We start from the raw sequence: 20,343 nt of genomic DNA, 5'->3' as shown, positions 1-20,343 counted from the left end.
CCTGGCGGGCGCCCCAGGACATCCATGCGTCGCGTTGCCATCACGGGTATGGGCGTCATCTCCGCCGTGGGAACCGGCACCCCGGCTTTTTTTGATGCCCTGCTGACCGCCCGCTCCGGCATTCGCGCCGTCGACATTCCCTTCCCCACCGGCACCGAAAGCGTGCTGGCCGGCGCGATCGATTTTGATCCCGACCCCCATTTCCCGCGCGCCCGGCTGCTGACCATGGACCGCGTCAGCCAGTTTGCGCTGGTGGCGGGCCGCGAAGCCATGTCGCAGGCCGGCCTGGGTGATCTCACCGCTGTCCACAACAACTTTGCCGCCGAGCGCTTTGGCGTATCCCTGGGCACGGGCAGCGGCGGCGCCAGTTCCACCGATGTGGCTTACACCGCCCTGCTCGAGCAAAAAGTTGCTCGCCTGCGCCCCATGACCGTGGTGCTGGCAATGAACAACGCCATTGCCGCCCATGTATCCATGGAGTTCGGCCTGAAGGGGCCGAGCAGCACCATCTCCAACGCCTGTGCCTCCTCGGCCGCCTCCATCGGTGAGGCTTTCCGGCAAATCCGCCACGGCTATGCCGATGCCATGCTGGCCGGCGGCTCGGAAGCGCTGCTCAACCGCGGCACCATCAAGGCCTGGCAGGCCATGCATACCCTGGCCAAGCCCCACGCCGACGGCCCCGAAACATCCTGCCGCCCGTTCTCTTCCGACCGCAGCGGCCTGGTGCTGGCCGAAGGCGCCGCCATGCTGGTGCTCGAGGAATGGGAAAGCGCCAAGCGCCGCGGCGCCACCATTCTGGCCGAACTCAGCGGCTACGCCTCCACCACCGACGCCCACCACCTGACGCAGCCCGATGCCCAGGGCCAGGCACGCGCCATGACACTGGCGCTGGCGGATGCGGGAATGCGGGCCTCCGACATCGGCTACCTCAATGCCCACGGCACCGCGACCGATGTGGGTGACGTGGTGGAAACCAGCGCCATCAAGTTGGCCTTCCAGGAGCTGGCCGAGCACCTGCCCATCAGCTCCAGCAAAGGCGTGCACGGCCATGCCATGGGCGCGGCCGGCGCCATGGAATTCATCGCAAGCGTGATGGCCCTGCGCGCCGGGCAACTGCCGCCCACAGCCTTTTTGCACCACCCCGACCCGCGCTGCGACCTGGACTACGTCCCGCTGACGCCGCGCAGCGCCAAGGGCCTGCGTGCGGTGATGTCCAATTCCTTTGCTTTCGGCGGCTCCAATGCCGTGCTGATCGCCAAGGCGACCTGACGACAACGCTGCGCCGGCCTCAAGCGCCGCCCGCGGCCCTGATTTTTTTCACCAGCGCGGTGGTCGAATAACCGTCCACAAACGGGATCGCCCGGGCATCGCCGCCATAAGCCCTGACCACCGCCGTTTCCGCGAGCTTGTCCATGTCGTAGTCGCCGCCCTTGACCAGCAAGTCGGGCCGCAGCTCGGAAATCAGCTCCAGCGGCGTATCCTCGTCAAACCAGGTGACCAGGCTCACGGACTCCAGCGCAGCCATCATGATGGCGCGGTCCTGCTCGTTGTTCAGCGGCCGGTCCGGGCCTTTGCCGAGCCGCCGGGCCGAGGCGTCGGTGTTCAGGGCCACCACCAGGCTGCCGCCCAGCGTGCGCGCCTGGGCCAGGTAGCTGGCATGCCCGCGGTGCAGCACGTCAAACACCCCGTTGGTGAAGACGATAGGGCGGGGCAGGGCGGCCAGGCGCCGCGGCGCTTCCTCGCGAGAGACGATTTTTTTCAGGAATTCGGGGGGCTGGGGATGGCTGGGCATCCCGAGACTTTAACGGAAGGCCTGGGCCACGATCTCGACCAGCAGCCCGCCGTCCAGTTCGGCGCCCACCACGGCACGCTGGGGCCAGGCGGCGCTGTCCTCGCCTATCCACGCGCGCCAGGCGGTGTCCACCTGCTTTTTGTGCCGGATGTCGGCCAGGAAGATCTGCACGCTCAGCAGCGATGCGCGCGAAGCACCCACATGCGCCAGGTGGACGTCCAGCATCTCCAGCGTCTGCGAAAGCTGGCCATCGAAATCCAGTTTAGGGTCGCTGGCGTTCGCCACCGCGAACACCTGCGCGCCGCGGGCGACCACCCGGCTCCTGCCGCCGGCGCTGCTCGGCCAGCGCAGGTCCTGCATCAGGCGCCGGCGGGCGAGGGCTTGGCGGCGATGGATTCGGCAAGCTCCTTGCTGATTTCCTTGCGGTAGCGGTTAAGCTCCTGCACGGTCTTGAAGCTCTGGTTCATCAGCAGGCTCAGGTTGTGCAGGATGCGCTCAACCACCTTGCCCTCCCACACCGCGTCGAACTTGATCTGCGTGTCCAGCCAGTGCTCCAGCCATTCCGGGTTGGGCAGGCGGCTTTGGATGGTGTCGCGCGGAAACAGGCTCTTGTTCACGTGCAGGTTGGTCGGGTGCAGGGCCTGCGCCGTGCGGCGGGCGCTGGCCATCAACACGCCTACCTTGGTGAAGGCGGATTTCGCCTCATTGCCGAAGTTGTTGATGGCGCGCTTCATGTAGCGCAGGTAAGCGCCGCCGTGGCGTGCTTCGTCCTGGCTCAGCTGCGTGTAAATCTGCTTGATGACCGGCTCGGTGTGCCATTCGCTGGCACGGCGGTACCAGTGGTTCAGGCGGATCTCGCCGCAAAAATGCAGCATCAGGGTTTCCAGCGCGGGCGCCGGTTCGAACTCGAAGCGAACCTCATGCAGTTCTTTTTCGGTGGGCGCCAGGTCGGGCCGGAAGCGCTTGAGGTACTCCATCAGCACCAGCGAGTGTTTTTGCTCTTCGAAGAACCAGATCGACATGAAGGCCGAGAAGTCGCTGTCATCCTTGTTGTCGCGCAGGAACATTTCAGTGGCGGGCAAGGCGGACCATTCGGTGATGGCATTCATCTTGATGGTCTGGGCCTGCTCATCGGTCAGCTTGGCCGGATCAAAACTTGCCCATGGAATGTCCTTGTCCATGTCCCAACGGACGGATTCAAGTTGTTTGAACAGTTCGGGGTAAAGCATTGAGAACTCCTTCGCGATCGAATTCGCGGATAAATCTGCCTTGGGCGCTGTCGGGCGCATCCTGGGTATTAAGGGCGATTTTAGGCGGCTAATGTGACAACTTGCGATTTGTCGGCAATTTACCGGCAAATCAGGAAAATTCGGGCTCATTCCGGCATGTTTGCCTACGCGAAGCTCGACTTCAGCCGCATTTGCCATTCAAAAAATGGCTTGAATCCCCACAAATGCCGTCGCGCCTGCTGTGGGGTCTCCCGTCCGGACGATTTGTGCCGCAAACCGAACAGCGCCAGAATGAACCGCAGTCCACCACCTAATTGCCCGTGAGTTTAACCATGCCCGCCTTCAAGCCCTGGCCCCTCCTGCTCGGCATGCTTTGCTGCGCCGCCCTGATTGCCGCCAGCCCGGCGGCAGCGGCCCCGGCCTGCCCCGTTCTTTTGCAACAAAACTTTTTGCGCCTGCAGGACGAAAAACCCCAATCCCTTTGCCAGTACAGCGGAAAAGTGGTGGTCGTGGTCAATACCGCCAGTTTCTGCGGCTTCACGCCCCAGTACCAGGGACTGGAGGCGCTCTACGCCAAATACAAGGACCAGGGGCTGGTAGTGCTGGGCTTTCCCTCCAACGATTTTTCGCAGGAAACCGGCAGCAACAAGGAGATCGCGGACTTCTGCGAAAACACCTTCGGGGTGAAATTTCCGATGTTCACCAAGACCAGCGTGACCGGCAAAGATGCCAATCCGCTTTTCAAGCAGCTGGCGGCCAAAACAGGCACCACGCCGCGCTGGAATTTTTACAAATACGTGATCGCACGGGACGGCAGCAGCGTCACCAGTTTCAACTCCACGGCCGATCCGGCCGGCCGCGCCTTCATCCAGGAGATTGAAAAACAGCTTGTGGCGGCGCCATGAAGCGTGATGCCGCCCGCGGCCGTTTCAGCGCGCCGCACCAGCCGCTGCGTCGTTAACAAAAATTTACCTGATGCCGCGTAGCCGGAGGGAACTCCGGGCGGCTTGTGCGCTCATACTTACGCAAGCGCATTTGCCGTCACAGGCAGCGCTGGCACAAAACAGTTTCATTGTTGCGAAGCCTTCTGAGCCGTCCAGGTTCAGCTGCAATCCCGGGGCGCTCCTCCTCCTCCCTCCCTCCCTCGTTCGCGCCGGGGCGCTTCGCAGCATTTTTATATTCCAGCCAGCAAGGCCCCGCCCATAGGCGGCGTGTCCTTGCGCGTTGCGGCCCTTTGGCTCCGGGCGCACACTCCACCGCGGCAAATGACCGGGTGAAAGCCACTCCCCGCGTTTGATCAGCCCGGCGGAATCGTTTCCGCGAAGCTGGGGCGCTGCATCAGCTTGTCCTGCAGCTTGGCAAGGTTGGGATAGAGTTCGCGCCAGTTGACCTGCGTGAAGCGCAGATCAAGATAACCCAGCGCGCAGCCGACCGCCACGTCCGAAAGGCTGAAGTGGATGCCGCTGCAAAAGGCCTTGTCGCCCAGGCCGGTGCTCATGGCCTTGAGGGTGGCCTCTATCTTGCCCATTTGGCGGTCAATCCAGGCGTCGCTGCGCTGCTTGGCGCTGCGGCCGCTCCAGGTGGCTTCCAGGCGCGCCAGGATGGCGGCGTCGATGAGGCCGTCGGCCAGGGCCTCCCAGGTTTTGACTTCGGCACGTTCACGGCCCTGGGTCGGAATCAGCTTGCCGACGGGCGACAGGGTGTCCAGGTATTCGACGATTACGCGGGAGTCGAACACGGCTTCGCCGCCTTCCATGACCAGGCAGGGCACCTTGCCCAGGGGGTTGGACGCGCTGATGGTGGTGTTCGCCGCCCAGACATCTTCCAGGATGAACTGGAAGTCGAGCTTTTTCTCGGCCATTACGATGCGCACTTTGCGCACATAGGGGCTGGTGGCGGATCCGATGAGTTTCATGGTGATGTGAGATCGTGGTCCGAGGGAAGTGCATTCTATCGAGTAAGCCCGGGGCCCGGCTGACAGGCTCCTCCAAACGTCGCAAATCTGGACAGTCCCGCAAGCCCCCCCGGGGCCGCCCCTACAATTGGAGGATGAGCTCTTCCACCCCGTTTTCCACCATCAACGCCCTGTCCCCGCTGGACGGGCGCTACGCCGGCAAGCTTGCCCAGTTACGCCCCCTGATGTCCGAGCAGGGCTATATGCACCGCCGCGTCCAGGTGGAAGTGGCCTGGTTCATCGCGCTGTCCGATGCCAAATTCGCCGAATTCAAGCCGCTGAGCCCGGGCGCCCGAACCTATCTGCTGGGCCTGGTCAAGAATTTCTCGGAAACAGACGCTGCGGCCATCAAAGAGATCGAAAAGACCACCAACCACGACGTGAAAGCCGTCGAATACTGGATCAAGTCCAAGTTTGAAGCCCGGCCCGAACTCAAGGGCGCCAGCGAATTTGTGCACTTTGCCTGCACCAGCGAGGACATCAACAACACCAGCCATGCGCTGCAGCTCAAAAGCGGCCGCGACCTGGTGGTGCTGCCGGCACTCGACAAGGTGATCGCGCAGCTGCGCGAGATGGCCCATCTGTTCGCCGCCGAGCCCATGCTCAGTCGCACGCACGGCCAGACTGCCAGCCCGACCACGGTCGGCAAGGAAATCGCCAACGTCGTGGTGCGCCTGGCCAATGCGCGCGAGAAGATCGCCGCGGTCAAGCTGATGGGCAAAATGAACGGCGCCGTGGGCAACTACAACGCCCACCTCTCGGCCTGGCCCGATTTCGACTGGGAGGCCTTCAGCCGCAGCGTCATCGAAACACCCGAGCCGCTGGGCCTGGGCCTGACCTTCCAGCCTTACAGCATCCAGATCGAGCCGCACGACTACATGGCCGAGCTGTTCGACGCCGTGGCGCGCGCCAACACCATCCTGATCGACCTGGCCCGCGACATCTGGGGCTATGTGAGCGTGGGTTACTTCAAACAGCGCTTGAAGGACGGCGAAATCGGCTCCTCCACCATGCCGCACAAGGTCAACCCGATCGACTTTGAAAACGCCGAAGGCAACCTGGGGCTGGCCAATGCGCTGCTGCGCCACCTGAGCGAGAAGCTGCCCATCTCCCGCTGGCAGCGCGACCTGACCGACTCCACCGTGCTACGCAACATGGGCGTGGCGCTGGGCTATGCCGTGCTGGCCTACAACTCCATGAGCGTAGGCCTGAACAAGCTCGAGCTGAACCGCGAAGCGCTCAGCGACGACCTCAACAATTCCTGGGAAGTGCTGGCCGAGCCGATACAGACCGTGATGCGCCGCTACGGCGTGCAGGGTGCCTATGAAAAGCTCAAGGAAGTCACGCGCGGCAAGACCGTGAAGGCCGAAGACCTGCATGCGCTGATCCGCTCGCTGGAAATTCCCGAAGCCGAGAAAATCCGTTTGCTGGCCATGACGCCGGGCAGCTACGTCGGCTTGGCGGCCGAGCTCGCCAAGCGCGTCTAGGCGGACGCCGCAGGCGGCGCCGGCATATCGGCGCCGCACTGCCAGCATTGTTCGAACCCGCCCTCCACCACCTCACCGCAGCTGCACAGCCAGCGTCGCTGCGGCATGTTCTGCAAGCTGTGCAGCAACTCCTTCGCGCGCGCCTCTTCGTGGTCGTGCGTGAGCCACACTTCGGGCAGGCATTGGTCGGGCGGCAGTTCGCCGGCCACGCTGCCCAGGAAGTAGCGCTGAACGCTGGCCGCAAAGCCGGCCTGTTGCAAGGCGTCCACCCACAGTGCGGCGATGGCGATATTGGGAGCGCGGGCCAGTCTGAGCATGGCGCCAGTGTAGCCCGCCCCGCCGCCAATCGCTACCAAATTGATAGCTGGGACACCCTCGAAATCAGGCCTTCTCGTCCTCGGGGGCCGGCGTCTTGCCCTCCAGGGCCCGATCGGCATAGCGGCCAAAGCGCCAGGCGCTGGCCTCCTGCGTGATGCGCCGCCAGGTGGCGCGCTTTTCGCCGGGCGTCATCTCGGGCCAATGCTGCACCTCGTCAAAAGTACGGCCGCAACCCTTGCACAGGGCATCGCCCTGGCTGGTCGAGCAGATGGCGATGCAGGGTGTGTCGGCTGTGGTGTCGTACCAGACGCGCCAGGCCGCGAGCGCCTTGGCAGGAAAGGTTTTTTCGTCGGCCTCGTCCTCATGGTAGAAAACCATGAGCGCATAAACCTCCGCCAGGGCGCGCAATTCGGGCGCCAGGGTCACGCCGTCGGGCGAGGGCTTCTTGTCACGCCAGTAATTGATGGCGGCTTCGATATCGGTGATGTGGATGCCGGGCATGGGAAGTAAGGTACCAAATTAGGGGGCTGGCCGCGCCAAGGAAGAAGGATGCGCGAAGCCGCAGAGCCGGGCCGTTCATTATCGATCAGACCGCAAAATCGCTTTCCCAGCGCGGGTTTAGCCACCATCAGGACGATCTAGGACGATCTGGCGGCCAGCCCCCAGAGGAATAGGGCCCCACAACCCAGCAGACCCACCCATTTGGCCAGCGCCGCCATGGTCATGGCCAGCCCCAGCAAGGGCTCCACCCCGGCCAGCAGGGGCCAGGGAAAGGCCGACACCAGGGCCAGCGTCAGCAGGTTTTCCGCGACGTCGCCCAACACGGCCACCATGGCAGCCAATCCCAGCGCATTGAGCAAGGCCGGTGGCCTGTGGCCGGCGCGCTGCACGCGCACGATGCGAGCAAATGCCCAGGTCAAGGCGCGGGCCAGAATGAAGGCATAAGCGGCCACCAGGCCGAAATCGGCCCACACGGCGCCGGCCACACGGCCAGCCGCTTGCGGCAGCGTGGCCAGCGGATAGGCCCAGGACGCCACCCAGTCTATCTGCCAGCGCGCCAGTGCCAGGTTGGCGGCCGCCGCCTGGCCGGCATCCCGGCCCAACGCCAGCAGGCATTCCCACAGCGTCATACGGGCCGGCACGATGCTGCCGTTCAACAGCCCGCCGGCCAGCAGCCAGGAAGCCACCGCCAAGGCCAGCGCCACCAGCAACCCCGCCACGGGCCGGCGGCGCGCCCAGACGGTATCGGCAGGAAAGGACAAGCCCAGCGCCGCCACCGAAGGATGCTCCATTGGCACCACCCGCTGCGGCTTCCCCGCATCGAGCACCACATGCGGGTTACGCTGCTGAAGACCTGCCAGCGCCCACAGGGCCGTGGAATATGTCTCGCTGTGGATGCGAGGCCGGGGAGGCGGTCCGCCGGGGGTGGGCGGTGCCAGCGCAGCCAGTACGGCCTGCGTATCGAGCTGGCCCGCGGCATCCAGCAGCCCGGCGCGCAGGCGCAGCTGGCAGGCCGCCGCTTCCTGCAGCATCCACAACAGCGGGTCGCGCGACAGGCGCGCCTCGACCTGGGCGTAACCCCCGCCCACGTCGCAATGCGCGCCCGAAAACCATAGCTGGGCGATGCTCTGCCCGCCGGCCGCATAGTCGTGCGCGGGATCCACGTAGTAGGGACGCGGCTCGAAGGAGCGGCGGTATTCGTCGAGGGCCAGCGCCTGGCGCACATGGTGAAAGCGCTTGCCGACAATGGTCGGCGAGGCGGTGATGGTGCGGCTCAGCAAGGGCGCGCCCACAGAAGACACGGTTTCCCAGACACCGACGAACCAGACCGGTGCCGTACGGGTCTGCTCGGAGGCAAAGAGCCGACTGATCTGGTCGCGGATCGCGGTGTATTTGCGCCCGCCGCGCTCGCGATCCGAAAAATAGACGTGCAGCAGGGTGGGCACCAGGCCTTCCATCTCGGGACGTAACAGGCCGAACTGCGTGACCAGCCCGCCTATGCTGCGCGCCGTGAAGGCGCCGCGCGAAAAGCCGAACAGGAAAATCTGGTCGCCGGGCCGGTAGTGCCGCATCAGGAACACATAGGCCTCGGCGATGTTTTCATACACGCCCTTGCCGAAGGCCAGGCCGTGCAGCCGCTCGAAGATGCGGCTGATGCTGTCGGTCAGGGACGCTCCGGGCAGCTCGCCGGGGTTGCCCACGCCGGGATCGTAGTACAGCAATTGGTCGTTGGTGTCCGGCGCCAGCAGGCCGCACAGCTTGGTGACATTGGTGTCCCTGGCGCCGCCGGTCAGGTTGTTGTTGGTGCCGTCGCAGCAGATGACCAATTGCCTGTTCATGGACGCGCTCCTTCGCCGTGGGTGGGGGAACGGGTGCAACCTTAAGCCCGGCGCGGGCGGCTGTCACCCTCCGGATGGAGGAGCAAGGCACATCCAAGCCCGGATGAACCGGGGGATTTGCAAAAAATCCATTTTTATTGTCAAATATCCAGACGAAGGGGAGTAACTCCCTCGTTTTGCTGCAATATTCGATAACAGACACCACAGCAAAATCGCTAACAGCAAGTCGTCATTACGAAGTTCACACTTCCGGCTTGCTGGGCATGCAGCGACACTGCATGTCGAGCCAGACCTTCGATTGAAACCTGAACAGGTTTGATCGAGGCGTTCGCGGCACCAGTCCCTGACCCGAACCATCCACAAACCTGTTCCGGTTTCACGAGCCCGGAAATCCGTCCGTTCGGATTTCCAAGTCGAAACTTGACATGGAGTGTGAGCTTTGGAACTATTTACCGCCCCCTGGTGGTCCGCCCTGCTGGCGATCATCCTCATTGACCTGGTGCTCGCCGGCGACAACGCCATCGTGATCGCCCTCGCCGCGCGCAACCTGCCGTCCCACCTGCAGAAAAAAGCCATCGTCTGGGGTACCGTGGGTGCCATCGTGGTCCGCTCCGCCATGACCGTCGGCGTGGTGTGGCTGTTGAAGATCCCCGGCCTGATGTTGGTAGGCGGCCTGGGGCTGCTGTGGATCGCCTACAAGCTATTGGCTGACCAGGGTGACAAGGAACACGACGGCCCCGTCGCCAGCACCTTCTGGGGCGCGATGAAAACCATTGTGGTGGCCGATGCCCTGATGGGCATCGACAACGTGCTAGGCGTCGCCGGCGCCGCGCATGGCTCTTTTGACCTGGTCGTCATCGGCCTGCTGGTGAGCATTCCCATCGTGGTGTTCGGCAGCACCATGGTGCTCAAGCTGGTGGAGCGCTTCCCCGTCATCATCAACATCGGCGCCGCCGTGCTGGCCTTCACCGCCGCCAAGATGATCGTGAGCGAACAGCTGCTCGACCCGATTTACGGCGGACCCGGCGCCTTGCCCTCCGCCGCCACCCTGCACACGACCGCCCAGTGGATCACCTACGCGGTGGCGGTGGCCGGCGTGCTCGGCGCGGGCTGGTGGGCCACCCGGCGCAACCGCCCTACCCGCGACGCGGACCTGATCCCGCACTGAAACCCGCAACCAGCAAGCTTTCTAAAACGACGACAACTCAAGGAGAACTTCATGGACAACATCATCGTGTACGTTGACGACGCCGCATATGCCCTGCAGATGCTGCAACCCATGCTGCCCACAGGCGGCTCCCGCAACCCCACCCGCTGGATCGTGGTCGGCTGCGCGCCCCGCGTAACGCACCGCGTCAGCAAATGGGTGACGCACAGCGCGCGTGAAAGCTGGCGCGGCAAGTGGGCGGAAAAAGTCTTCGCCCAGCTGATGCCCCTGTTGGAACAAAAGGGTGACACGGTGCTGACCCAGCTGGCGCAAACCACCCTGATCGCCCAGACCGAGTCCCTGATCAAGCAACACGGCGCGGCACGCGTGCTGGATGCCCGCCGGCCGAAGTTCGGCCAGGACATGCAGCCGGTAACCGCCTCTCAGGCCCAGGAAAGCCACGGGGTGCTGGGTTACGCCACCGCGCTGGCGGGCGCCGGCCTGCTGGTCGCCACCGACTGAGCGGCCCCCGCCACCCCTCGCCAATGCGCCCCAGGGGCGCATTTTTCTTTGGGTGGCCCAATGGTATTCTTTGGGCATGAAACTCATCCTCAAATGGCTTTTCAGCGCGGCCGCCCTGCTGGCAGTCGCCTACCTGTATTCGGGCGTGGTGGTGAGCAGCTTCACCGGCGCGCTGATCGCGGCGGCCGTGCTGGGCGCGCTCAATATGGTGGTGCGGCCCATCCTCGTGCTGCTGACGCTGCCCGTGACGCTGGTGACGCTGGGGTTGTTCCTCTTCGTCGTCAACGCGCTCATGTTCTGGGCGGCGGCCAGCCTGACCAGCAGCCTGAACGTGACGGGCTTCGTTGCCGCGCTGATAGGTTCGCTGATTTATTCAGCGCTGCAACTAGTGATCGACTTTGTCCTGGAGCGCCTGTTCCTTGATAAGTGATTCCGTCTGGCGCGTCCGCGTGTCGAGGATGGAGCCTTCCACGTAATCCGCGCTGCCGGGGTTGCTGCGCATCAGGGCCTGCGCCGCCTTGAACCGGTCCAGCGCCGCCGGATAGTCCAGCTGCGCCGCCCGGCTTTCCGCGTCGGCCCGGATCGCCCTCACATTCTGGTTCTGGTTGCCATACGCGACAGCGAGCAGTTGCCAGGCCGTCGCATCCTTGGGATGCGCGGCCACCCAGGTCTGCAGCCGGCTTGACACATCCTGGGCCCTCTGCGCCGCCAGCAGCGCGCGCGCCTGGATCAAAACCTCCGCGCGCGATGCCGCCTTTGAGATATCAAAGCTAGCAGCTGTGGCCGGGACCACGCCGGCCAGCAGGTCCATGTCGACGGCCAGCAAATCCGCCGCGCCGGCCGCCTGCGGCACCTCCGCGACCAGCGGCCTGAGTTTTGCCAGCAAGCTTCGGGCGCCTGCGAAATCGCGCAGCTGCGCCGCCGCATAGGCGCCTGCGTACAAAACGCCGGCATCGCGCACGTTGTCCGCCGAGGCCGGCGAGTGCAGGACCAGGGGGGCGGTACGGCGCTGGGCTTCCGCCACCATGGAGCGCAGCGCGTCAACCCCGGGCGCCGCCAGAATGCGCGCGCGCGAGGCCATCATGGCGTGCAGCACACGGGCCTTGCCGGCCTCGACCAGCTTTTCGCGCGAAGGTTTTTCGGCCTCGGCGGAGGCCAGCTGCACGCGTGCCTGCGCCGCGGCAATCCGTTCGGTGGTCAGCGGATGGGAGCGCAGATAGGGAAAGGAGCCGTTGTCGTTCAGGCGTGAAGCTTGTTGCAGCTTTTCGAACATGGTGGTCATGCCGCGGCTTTCAAAACCGGCATCGGTCATCACACCAAACCCGACGCGGTCCGCCTCCCTTTCCATATCCCTTGAGAAATTGAGCTGGTTTTGCGCTGCGACCGCTTGGCCGCCGACGATGGCGGCGCTGGCGGCATCGCCGTTTTTCCCGGCGGCCAGGGCACCCAGGATCATTGCGGCAATCATCCACGGCGTCTGGCGCGACTGCTGCGTCAGCATGCGCGAAATGTGCCGCTGCGTGACGTGGCTGAGTTCGTGGCCGAGCACGGCGGCCACTTCGTCCGCACTGCCGACCGCGGCGATCAGGCCCAGGTGCACGCCGAAATACCCGCCGGGCAAGGCAAACGCGTTGATGCTGCGGTCCCGGATCAGGAACACCTGCCAGGCAAAACGCTCTTCAAGCTCCGCATGCAGCTCCCCGCGCGTGCGCGCGGCGGCCACCAGCGGCAGCCAGACACTTTGCAGGTAATCGGTCAGCACCGGGTCGTCAATGTAATCAGGGTCCCGGTAAATGCTCGCGGCGATACGGTCACCGATCCGGCGCTCCGCGGCGGCCGCCAGTTCGGAAGTTTCGCCCAGTGAGGGCAAGGAACCCGCCGTGGTGCCGGGCACGCTGGCGGGGGCCTGGGCCAGCGAGAGGTTGGCTGAGGCCACCCATGCGAGCACAGCCAGCGCCAGCTGGCCCAAAACGGGGCCTCGCCTCGGCGGTCGGGTCTGTCTAGAACGAATCAATGGGTACAAAAGCGATGACCTCTGCGGTGTTGGCGTCCACCAGGACCGTCCAGAATGTTTTCCGCCCCACCATGGGGATATAGCCTATGGGCCTGGCCTTTTCACTCCCTCCGGTGGTTGATTTCAATGCGGCATCAATTTCGTCCACCTGGGCCGGAAAGCGCTTCTTGAGGTCGTCCAGCGGCTTGGCACGCGCCAAAACCTGGGATTTACCCTGATCGTAACGCTGCCAGAACCCGGGACGCGTGCTCAGGGGCTTGCCGGCCAGGGCCTCAAAAGTCATATCGGAGCGCTCCTTGTCGTCCTTGAAGTCACGCATCGAGAGCAGCGTCGGCCCGGTCAATGGCAGCGTGGCCAATCCGGCCGGCGCCAGTCCCAGCTCCTCTTTGGGCACCTCGATGGCATGGACCACCCTGAAACGGTCCATTTCGAACACCAGGTGCACCGGGCGCACCACGACCACCGTCCACAAACCGTAGGTCAGCGCGGCCAACTGGAACAGGCCTATCACCGTCAGGTCCAGCCGCAGCAGCCTGGCGGCTTTTTTGACATTAAACACCGCCAATGTGAGCAAAGGGCCCATGACCACATCGACGGCCACCACGATCATGAACAGCTCGCGGCCGCCTGAAATCTCCCGGTAAGGGTAGGGATACCAGATCCAGAAAACCAGCGCCGCCGCGAGAGCGGCAATGGTCACACTGATACAAAAGTGAACACCCGCCGCCAGCAAACGGCTCTTGAGGGGACTTTGACTCGCAAACATGGTCTTATGATGAGGGCCCGTTGTAAAGGTTTCGTAAAAGCATGGCCTCCCCTCCCGCACTCACCCACTTTGACGGCCAAGGCCAGGCCCATATGGTTGACGTGGCGGGCAAGGCGGCCACACACCGTGTCGCCATTGCGCAGGGCCGTATCGTAATGAATCCGGCGACCTTGTCCATCATTCTTCAGGGCAACGCCAAAAAGGGGGACGTCCTGGGCATAGCGCGCGTGGCCGGCATTATGGCCGCCAAAAAAACCAGTGAGCTGATCCCCCTGTGCCATCCGCTGGCCCTGACCCGCGTGGCCATCGACTTCCTGCCGCAGGAGAGCGATTCCAGCATCGCCTGCCGCGCCACTGTGGAAACCGTCGGCCCCACGGGAGTGGAAATGGAGGCCCTCACCGCGGTGCAGGTGGCGCTGCTGACGATTTACGACATGTGCAAGGCTGTGGATCGCGCCATGACCATCACCGACGTGAAACTTCTAGAAAAGCACGGCGGGAAATCCGGCAGCTTCACCAATTCCTGAGCTAAGGCAAGCGCCCAAAGCCTTCGGGCATACCGGCCTTGGCCGCGGCCCAGCGCGCGTGCTCCTTCGGGAAAGCCGCGCGGTAACGCGCCAAATGCATCAGAGCCTCGTCGTCAAGCCCCAGCATGACGGCGCTTTCAATCACTTTTTCAATCGTCGACGGCTCGGGCGAATAGTGCAGCAAGGCCGTCGCCGTATCGAAGGTCCACCGGGCGTTGTCGCGCGTCAAGGGCGTCAGGTTCAGTTCGGCGAAACTGACCTGGTTGCGAAACAGCCATGAGTCCTGGATCTTGGCCAGGGTGCCGTCACGGTAGGCCGCATCGCGGTCCTGCGGAGCCAGGTAAATCTGGCTGACCCGGTGGTAATCCCATGCGGCGTAGGCGCAACACACCATTGCCGCCAGGGCCAGCAGCCGCCTCCAAACAGGCGCGCTTGGCGCGCCGGGCTCCGGCGCATCGCCGCTGCGCCACAGCAACCCCACGCACAAGCCAAAAGCGATCTGAAACGGCCCGTACCACAGAGGGTATTCGAGCAGGCTGTGCAGCAGGATCACCGCCAGCACGCTCCAGGCCAGCTGGCGTGCGGCATCCGCCTCGCGCCATGGCCGCCGCCGCAGCACCCACCACCCACCAATGCCGCAAGCCAGCAATGCCATCGGAATACCCAGCTCCACCGCCAGGTGCAAAGGCAGGTTATGGGCGTTGTCCAGGATCTCGCAAAACCGCGGCCCGGCATACAAGGTGGCGTAGTGCGCGTAGTCCAGCTCGCCCCAGCCCCAACCCAGCCAGGGTTTTTGCAAGATCAGTTCCAGCACGTTGGACCATAGTATCTTGCGGCTCGCGCATGCCAGCTCGCCGCCGCGCAGCCGGGCCAGCATGCCGTGCGCCGCCGGGTCCAAGCCCAGCAGCCAGGGCAGCGCCAGCGTCGCCACGGCATAGGCCAGCACCGCCGTGAGCAGAAGGCGCAAAACGCGGGGCTGGCGCCACACACCCCACAGCCCGGCCAGGGCACAGAGCACGGCCAGCCCCAGCAAGCCCACACGCGAAGAAGAAGCGGCGTTACCAGCCGCTAGCAGGCCAGCCCCCAGATATGGCAGCCACCGGACAGGCCCTGCGGCATCGCGCCGGCCGGCGACCCAGACCAACGCGGCCAGGGCGATATTGGTAAGGCTGGCAAACTGGTTGCGCTGGCGAAGATTGGCAAATGCCTCCCCGGGCGCCGGCGTCTGGCTCACCCATGTTCCCAGCGCCGCCGCGGCGCCGAAGTATTGCAGCAGGCCAATCAGGCTGCTGACGAGGCCGGCAAGCAGCCAGGCCCACGCCGCCGGCGCCACCCAGCGCTGGGCAAAAGAGGCGTTACCGGTCGTATTGTCCGGAATGGCGCGCAGCGAGGCCAGGAACATCAGAGCCGCCGCCGCGGCAAGCGACACCAGCCAGGGCACAACGCCCGGTGAGGGGCCTGGCGCAAGCGGGTTGAGCCAGGGGAGTGCGAGGAAGATGAGGGGTGCAATGAGTGGCATGGGCATGAACTAATCGAAGACCTGATCATGCCCGGACCGCTGGAGCACGAGGAGGCCGGGGTAAGCGAAATTACCTGATTCGGACTATTGCCTGAATTTACCCCATAGGCCTTATGCTGCCCCCGGCACCAAGCGGTCGTCGCCTTCGTGCGTTAGCATCGTGGCGCTATATCGAGACCGGTTGAAAGTATGGTCATGGATGGAAACTACTCCGGAACAATTCTAAAAGGTGAGTATGCGTAGAACCCTGCAACAAGTGGAGGCCGTGGAATCGCGTCCCTGCAAAATATGCGGCAGCGCCGCTCATCTTTTTGACGTCGTGGATTTCAAGAAATTTTGCAGCCAGGGCGACTACTACGCTACTGGCTTGTCCGGCATCCCGATTTATTACCGTAAATGTGAAAGTTGCGGCCTCATTTTCACAACCGGCCTTGATGAGTTGGACAAGGAGGGATTTTCCGAATTCGTCTACAACGACGACTACGTTAAATACGACCCGGAGTACGTTGAGATAAGGCCAAGACAGAACGCTGATTTTCTGGATGAATTTCTGTCCCCCCTCAAATCGTCCGTTAAAGCACTGGACTATGGCAGCGGTAATGGCCTAACGGCCTCCATTCTCGCGAGCAAAGGATGGAACTTCCACGCCTGCGATCCGATTTCCAATCCGGTTGAGCCGTCGAAAGATTTTTCCGGCTTCAACGTCATTTCCGCAATAGAGGTGTTTGAGCACATTCCTCACCCCATATTGGGCATGGAAGACATGCTGAGATATGCTGCCGCCGACTGCCTGCTCATCATTTGCACTCACGCAACCGATGACCAGTTGACCAACCGCCGGCTGGACTGGTGGTATGCCGGCCCCCGAAACGGCCACATCACCCTCCACTCCAAAACAAGCCTCCGGCTACTTTTCAACAAGTATGGCTTCTCTTACGCTTCGCTGAACAGTTCCGTCCACATCGGCGTTCGAGGAAACCCACCGAATCCCAGGACCGGGCACGGATTGCCGACGATTCGTCGTATTACCTGGAAAAAAATCCGAAGATTGCTTGCCCGGCACCTTGTCGCGAAATGACAGCATTTCAGAGGATCATCGGTCGATGAATAACTTAGCTTTTGCCCCTTGACCGAATTCTGTGCTGCCCCTTAGGCTCCCAGGCACGGAACCCATCGTCTTTGCGGTCTTCATACGTTAGCATCGTGGCGTTCCATACCGAAATCGCCGAAAACCGGCTGCGTGCGCCCCCAACCAGCCGCCCCAAAAACCATGCAAATCACACGTGAGCGACCACTGCCAGGCCCCGACAGAGCCTCCTCCTGTTTACAGACTTGTGGTGTGCGCCCAAAGCCATGAGCGCAACGGCTCTAAATCCCTTGCGTATCGTTTCCGATGTCTGGCGCCATCGTTATCTGCTCGGGCAACTCATCAAGAGGGATGTGCTGCTCCGCTACAGGGGCGCGATGTTCGGCGTGTTATGGATTTTCCTCAGTCCGCTGCTGATGCTCGCGATCTTCGCCTTTATCTTCGGCCAGGTCTTCCAGACCCGCTGGCCCCAGCAAAACAACGGCCTGCCGTTCTGGTTGCTGCTTTACGGTGGCCTGATCACCTTTAATATCTTCGCCGAGACCGTCTCTCGCGCGCCAGCCTCCGTGCGCGGCTATCCCAGCTTTGTGAAGAAGATCATCTTCCCCGTGCACATCCTGCCTGTAGTTCCGCTTGGTGCGGCCTTGGTCCACGGCATCTTCAACTTCCTGATCCTGGTGGCTGCGTTGGCATGGGTCGGCGGCCTCCATGGCCAGATCGTGCTTTTCCCGCTTTTGCTGCTTCCCGTTCTGTTGCTCGCGCTCGGACTCTCCTGGTTTGTGGCGGCCTGGGGCGTATTCATCAAGGATATGACCCAGATCCTGCCGGTATTTGTGCAAATGCTGATGTTTCTGTCGCCGGTGTTCTACCCGATGAGCGCGGTGCCAGCCGCTCTGCGCCCTGTTTATCACTACAACCCCCTGGGAATAGTGATCGAAGCCTCCCGAGCCGTCGTCACCGGACAAGCCATTGACTGGAGTGCATGGGGCATGGCACTCGGCTTTTGCCTGCTTGTGTCGGTGCTGGGCTATGCTTTTTTCCAGCACAGCCGGGAGGAGTTTGCCGATGCGCTCTGATGCCGCCATCTCCGTCAAAAATCTGACCAAAACCTATCGAATCTTCGGCCACCCGGGCGATCGGATCAAGCAGGCATTTACGCTTGGAAGAGTACGCTTTCACCGCGAATTTACTGCGCTGAAAGACGTCTCTTTCGAGATAAAAAGAGGGGAAACCGTCGGCATCATCGGTCGCAACGGATCCGGCAAGAGCACCTTGCTCCAGTTGATTTGCGGCATTCTTAAACCAAGCTCGGGTTCGGTGAAAATCAATGGACGAGTTTCAGCATTGTTGGAGCTAGGCGCCGGCTTCAATCCGGAATTCACGGGAAGGGAAAATGTTTACTTCCAGGGCGCGGTGATGGGCCTGAAAAGATTCGAGATAGACGCGCGTTTCGGTCAGATCGCGGCCTTCGCCGATATCGGCGAGTTTATTGATCAGCCGGTACGAATCTATTCAAGCGGCATGTTTGTCCGGCTTGCGTTGGCGGTAGCCGTCAACGTCGATCCAGACGTTCTGATTGTGGACGAGGCTTTGGCAGTGGGGGATATGGAGTTCCAGGAGCGCTCCATCACACGGATGAGAAGCTTGCAAAGCACGGGAACAACCATTCTTCTCGTGACCCACTCCATGCCCGCAGTCAGAAATTTTTGCCAGCGGGCAATCTGGCTGGACGGTGGGGAAGTGATGCAAAGCGGCGACGCGCCCACAGTTTGTGCGGCCTACCAGGAACACACAAAACAAGACGTCCGCAGGGAAAGTCAATCAAGGAAAAATTCGCACGCGCACCTCGAGGGAAGCCAGAGTGGCGACCAGCAATCGGCGAAAAACAAGATCATCGCGATTGCAAATGCCGCCGTCGAGAACGAGCGCCTGGAAGTAGGCGGTAGGTTGGTGCTGCGGTTCTCTCTGCAGTTTTCCAGATCAACACCCGTTTCGACAGAATTCGGCTTGGGGGTATTGATCCACAACGATCAGGGGAAATTGATCGCGATTTTCAACACCATTCGCGACAATATCTTCCTCTCGGAAACCGTGCAGGATATTAACCTCTGCCTGCCTAGCATCGGATTTATGCCTGGTCACTATTGGGTTTCGGCGAATGTTTGCGACCGTGACGCCATGTTCGCTTACGATGAATTTGAGCGATGCGCTTCGTTCGAAGTGGTGGATGAGTTCAGTCTCAAGGGAATTCCTCGGTGGGAAGGCGAGGTCGCCTGTGCCCATACTTGGCGTTGGTAAGCGACATTTCAGAATCCAATAGCCGGGCAGCGACAACGCCGCCCGCACATGGGCCGGCCCCACCGTCGGCAGGAGGCGTCAACCGCAAGGTTGAAGCTATGTCCCTTTACGCCAAATACCACACAGAGCACAAGCAGCTTCACCGAGCCCTTGGGTAGGGAGACACGGGTTACCGGCCCTGACGGCAACACGGCAAGCCTCATGAATCATCGGCAACGCCAAAGCCGTCACGATAGACCTACCATCACGCCTAACGGCCAACCGGAGTGGATTCAAGCATGGCTTCGCGGGCGGGAACATTGCCAACGCCATGCGTCACGACACATGTCGGCCAGATCATGGTGGGCCCGCCATCCAAGCACTTGGTGGGCCAGCGACGGGTCAGCGAAACATTGGGCGACATCACCCGCCCGGGGGGCAACGACCTCGTAGGGCACAGCCACGCCATTCACCTGCATAAAAGTCTCCACCAGTTGCCTGACACTTGTGCCCAGGCCGGTTCCCAAGTTCAAGGTGAGACTGGCACCGTCACCGAGAAGATGTCTAAGTGCCGCCACATGCCCCGCCACGAGATCCTGAATGTGAATGTAGTCGCGCACGCAGGTCCCATCAGGTGTCGGGTACGTGTCACCAAAAATATTGAGCTTGGGGCGCAAGCCGGCTGCGACTTGTGCCACGCAGGGCATCAGGTTGTTCGGCACGCCCCGCGGCGCCTCGCCGATTTGGCCACTGGGGTGCGCCCCCACCGGATTGAAGTAACGCAAGACCACCACGCGCCACGGCCGCTCAAACTCTGGCGTAATCGCCGTCAGTTGCTGAAGAATCTTTTCCCCCATCAATTTGGTCGCGCCATAAACTGAGACCGCATTAAGAGAGGCCACCTCGGGAACGGGAACCCGCACCGGGTCACCATAGACTGTTGCGGAAGAGCTGAAGACAAACCCTTGCACGCCGTGCTTGCGTAGCACCCGCAACAAGGTCAACAGCCCGCCCACGTTGTTGTCCAAATAGCGCAGCGGCTGGGCCATTGATTCACTCACCGACTTCAGCGCGGCGAAGTGAATGCAGGCATCTACGCGATGTTGAGACAGCAATTTGTCTAGCGCCGCGTCGTCGCGCACATCCACTTCCGCACGCACGAAACTCGCGCCTGCCAGGCGTTCGATGCGTGCATAAACTTCGGACGAGCTGTTGCTGTAGTTGTCAACCGCCACAACTCGACAACCTTGCCGTAGCAGTTCGGTGACAGCATGAGAGCCGATATAACCAGCCGCACCGGTGACAAGAACTGTGCTGCGACTCAGAGCGGCTTGGTTCGAATCATCCATCAGACCATTCTATTGG

General features: G+C 62.5%; 21 protein-coding genes. 10 read left to right on the top strand and 11 right to left on the bottom strand.

Annotated features, from left to right (window positions below; genetic code table 11):
• The first annotated feature begins 24 nt into the window (after nucleotides 1-24).
• Nucleotides 25-1,269, top strand: a complete 1,245-nt coding sequence (locus tag BLQ85_RS18440) for a beta-ketoacyl-[acyl-carrier-protein] synthase family protein (protein WP_074579070.1) — start codon at nucleotides 25-27, stop codon at nucleotides 1,267-1,269.
• A gap of 19 nt (nucleotides 1,270-1,288) precedes the next feature.
• On the opposite strand, the gene rfaE2 is transcribed toward BLQ85_RS18440, so the two are convergent.
• Genes rfaE2 through BLQ85_RS18425 form a run of 3 tightly spaced genes read right to left on the bottom strand, consistent with a single transcriptional unit; the run spans nucleotide 1,289 to nucleotide 3,021 of the window.
• The gene (gene rfaE2 / locus BLQ85_RS18435) at nucleotides 1,289-1,792 is read right to left on the bottom strand and encodes a D-glycero-beta-D-manno-heptose 1-phosphate adenylyltransferase (protein ID WP_074579066.1); all 504 of its coding nucleotides are present in this window, start codon (nucleotides 1,790-1,792) and stop codon (nucleotides 1,289-1,291) included.
• Nucleotides 1,793-1,801: 9 nt separating this feature from the next.
• A complete protein-coding gene (locus BLQ85_RS18430) occupies nucleotides 1,802-2,152 on the bottom strand; it encodes a Rid family hydrolase (RefSeq protein ID WP_074579064.1) in 351 nt (116 codons plus the stop codon).
• On the bottom strand, nucleotides 2,152-3,021 hold the full coding sequence (locus tag BLQ85_RS18425; protein ID WP_074579062.1) for a ferritin family protein: 870 nt from the start codon (nucleotides 3,019-3,021) through the stop codon (nucleotides 2,152-2,154). The genes BLQ85_RS18430 and BLQ85_RS18425 overlap by 1 nt, the downstream gene beginning before the upstream one ends.
• Before the next feature lie 332 nt (nucleotides 3,022-3,353).
• On the opposite strand from BLQ85_RS18425, the gene BLQ85_RS18420 reads away from it, so the two are divergent.
• Nucleotides 3,354-3,926 (top strand): glutathione peroxidase, encoded by a 573-nt coding sequence (locus tag BLQ85_RS18420; protein WP_074579060.1) that lies wholly within the window; start codon nucleotides 3,354-3,356, stop codon nucleotides 3,924-3,926.
• 392 nt (nucleotides 3,927-4,318) lie between these two features.
• Here the strand turns inward: BLQ85_RS18420 and BLQ85_RS18415 are convergent, their stop codons facing one another.
• A complete protein-coding gene (locus tag BLQ85_RS18415; RefSeq protein ID WP_074579058.1) occupies nucleotides 4,319-4,936 on the bottom strand; it encodes a glutathione S-transferase family protein in 618 nt (205 codons plus the stop codon).
• A 134-nt stretch (nucleotides 4,937-5,070) separates the two neighbouring features.
• On the opposite strand from BLQ85_RS18415, the gene purB reads away from it, so the two are divergent.
• Entirely contained in the window at nucleotides 5,071-6,462 is a 1,392-nt protein-coding gene (gene purB, locus BLQ85_RS18410; protein WP_074579056.1) for an adenylosuccinate lyase, read from the top strand.
• On the opposite strand, the gene BLQ85_RS18405 is transcribed toward purB, so the two are convergent.
• The 3 genes from BLQ85_RS18405 to BLQ85_RS18395 form a co-directional block, all read right to left on the bottom strand.
• On the bottom strand, nucleotides 6,459-6,779 hold the full coding sequence (locus BLQ85_RS18405) for a hypothetical protein (protein ID WP_074579053.1): 321 nt from the start codon (nucleotides 6,777-6,779) through the stop codon (nucleotides 6,459-6,461). The two genes, purB and BLQ85_RS18405, sit on opposite strands and share 4 nt — an antisense overlap.
• 64 nt (nucleotides 6,780-6,843) lie before the next feature.
• Nucleotides 6,844-7,281: a DUF3717 domain-containing protein gene (locus BLQ85_RS18400; protein WP_074579051.1), complete on the bottom strand. Its 438-nt coding sequence runs from the start codon at nucleotides 7,279-7,281 to the stop codon at nucleotides 6,844-6,846.
• Nucleotides 7,282-7,418: 137 nt separating this feature from the next.
• On the bottom strand, nucleotides 7,419-9,119 hold the full coding sequence (locus tag BLQ85_RS18395) for a T6SS phospholipase effector Tle1-like catalytic domain-containing protein (protein WP_074579049.1): 1,701 nt from the start codon (nucleotides 9,117-9,119) through the stop codon (nucleotides 7,419-7,421).
• A gap of 439 nt (nucleotides 9,120-9,558) precedes the next feature.
• Here BLQ85_RS18395 and BLQ85_RS18390 point away from each other — a divergent pair, with 439 nt between their 5' ends.
• From BLQ85_RS18390 to BLQ85_RS18380, 3 genes are all read left to right on the top strand, one after another.
• Nucleotides 9,559-10,287, top strand: a complete 729-nt coding sequence (locus tag BLQ85_RS18390; protein WP_074579046.1) for a TerC family protein — start codon at nucleotides 9,559-9,561, stop codon at nucleotides 10,285-10,287.
• Nucleotides 10,288-10,338: 51 nt separating this feature from the next.
• Nucleotides 10,339-10,788, top strand: coding sequence for a hypothetical protein (locus BLQ85_RS18385; RefSeq protein WP_074579044.1), 450 nt, complete (start codon nucleotides 10,339-10,341; stop codon nucleotides 10,786-10,788).
• A 76-nt stretch (nucleotides 10,789-10,864) separates the two neighbouring features.
• Nucleotides 10,865-11,218: a phage holin family protein gene (locus tag BLQ85_RS18380; protein WP_074579042.1), complete on the top strand. Its 354-nt coding sequence runs from the start codon at nucleotides 10,865-10,867 to the stop codon at nucleotides 11,216-11,218.
• Here the strand turns inward: BLQ85_RS18380 and BLQ85_RS18375 are convergent.
• Both BLQ85_RS18375 and tfpZ read right to left on the bottom strand, forming a co-directional pair.
• Nucleotides 11,174-12,757, bottom strand: coding sequence for a M48 family metalloprotease (locus tag BLQ85_RS18375; RefSeq protein ID WP_074579039.1), 1,584 nt, complete (start codon nucleotides 12,755-12,757; stop codon nucleotides 11,174-11,176). The genes BLQ85_RS18380 and BLQ85_RS18375 overlap by 45 nt on opposite strands.
• 31 nt (nucleotides 12,758-12,788) lie before the next feature.
• Nucleotides 12,789-13,502: a TfpX/TfpZ family type IV pilin accessory protein gene (tfpZ, locus tag BLQ85_RS18370; RefSeq protein WP_371327314.1), complete on the bottom strand. Its 714-nt coding sequence runs from the start codon at nucleotides 13,500-13,502 to the stop codon at nucleotides 12,789-12,791.
• 107 nt (nucleotides 13,503-13,609) lie between these two features.
• Between tfpZ and moaC the strand changes: the two genes are divergently transcribed.
• Nucleotides 13,610-14,095, top strand: coding sequence for a cyclic pyranopterin monophosphate synthase MoaC (gene moaC, locus BLQ85_RS18365; RefSeq protein ID WP_074579034.1), 486 nt, complete (start codon nucleotides 13,610-13,612; stop codon nucleotides 14,093-14,095).
• 1 nt (nucleotide 14,096) lies between these two features.
• On the opposite strand, the gene BLQ85_RS18360 is transcribed toward moaC, so the two are convergent.
• Nucleotides 14,097-15,614: a PglL family O-oligosaccharyltransferase gene (locus BLQ85_RS18360; RefSeq protein WP_074579031.1), complete on the bottom strand. Its 1,518-nt coding sequence runs from the start codon at nucleotides 15,612-15,614 to the stop codon at nucleotides 14,097-14,099.
• Nucleotides 15,615-15,849: 235 nt separating this feature from the next.
• On the opposite strand from BLQ85_RS18360, the gene BLQ85_RS18355 reads away from it, so the two are divergent.
• The 3 genes from BLQ85_RS18355 (at nucleotide 15,850) to BLQ85_RS18345 (ending at nucleotide 18,999) form a co-directional block, all read left to right on the top strand.
• Entirely contained in the window at nucleotides 15,850-16,692 is an 843-nt protein-coding gene (locus tag BLQ85_RS18355) for a class I SAM-dependent methyltransferase (RefSeq protein ID WP_074579029.1), read from the top strand.
• A 299-nt stretch (nucleotides 16,693-16,991) separates the two neighbouring features.
• Nucleotides 16,992-17,777 (top strand): ABC transporter permease, encoded by a 786-nt coding sequence (locus BLQ85_RS18350; RefSeq protein ID WP_254806478.1) that lies wholly within the window; start codon nucleotides 16,992-16,994, stop codon nucleotides 17,775-17,777.
• On the top strand, nucleotides 17,767-18,999 hold the full coding sequence (locus tag BLQ85_RS18345) for an ABC transporter ATP-binding protein (RefSeq protein WP_074579025.1): 1,233 nt from the start codon (nucleotides 17,767-17,769) through the stop codon (nucleotides 18,997-18,999). The genes BLQ85_RS18350 and BLQ85_RS18345 overlap by 11 nt, the downstream gene beginning before the upstream one ends.
• 272 nt (nucleotides 19,000-19,271) lie before the next feature.
• Here BLQ85_RS18345 and galE read toward each other — a convergent pair whose 3' ends face one another.
• Nucleotides 19,272-20,327 carry a UDP-glucose 4-epimerase GalE gene (gene galE, locus BLQ85_RS18340; RefSeq protein WP_074579024.1) on the bottom strand — a complete coding sequence of 352 codons (1,056 nt, stop codon included), beginning with the start codon at nucleotides 20,325-20,327 and terminating at the stop codon, nucleotides 19,272-19,274.
• Nucleotides 20,328-20,343: the final 16 nt, after the last annotated feature.

Source organism: Polaromonas sp. JS666, from assembly GCF_900103405.1.
Classification (GTDB): domain Bacteria; phylum Pseudomonadota; class Gammaproteobacteria; order Burkholderiales; family Burkholderiaceae_C; genus Polaromonas.
Note: the sequence above shows the minus strand (reverse complement) of the source record. Positions and strands in the feature narration are given on the sequence as shown.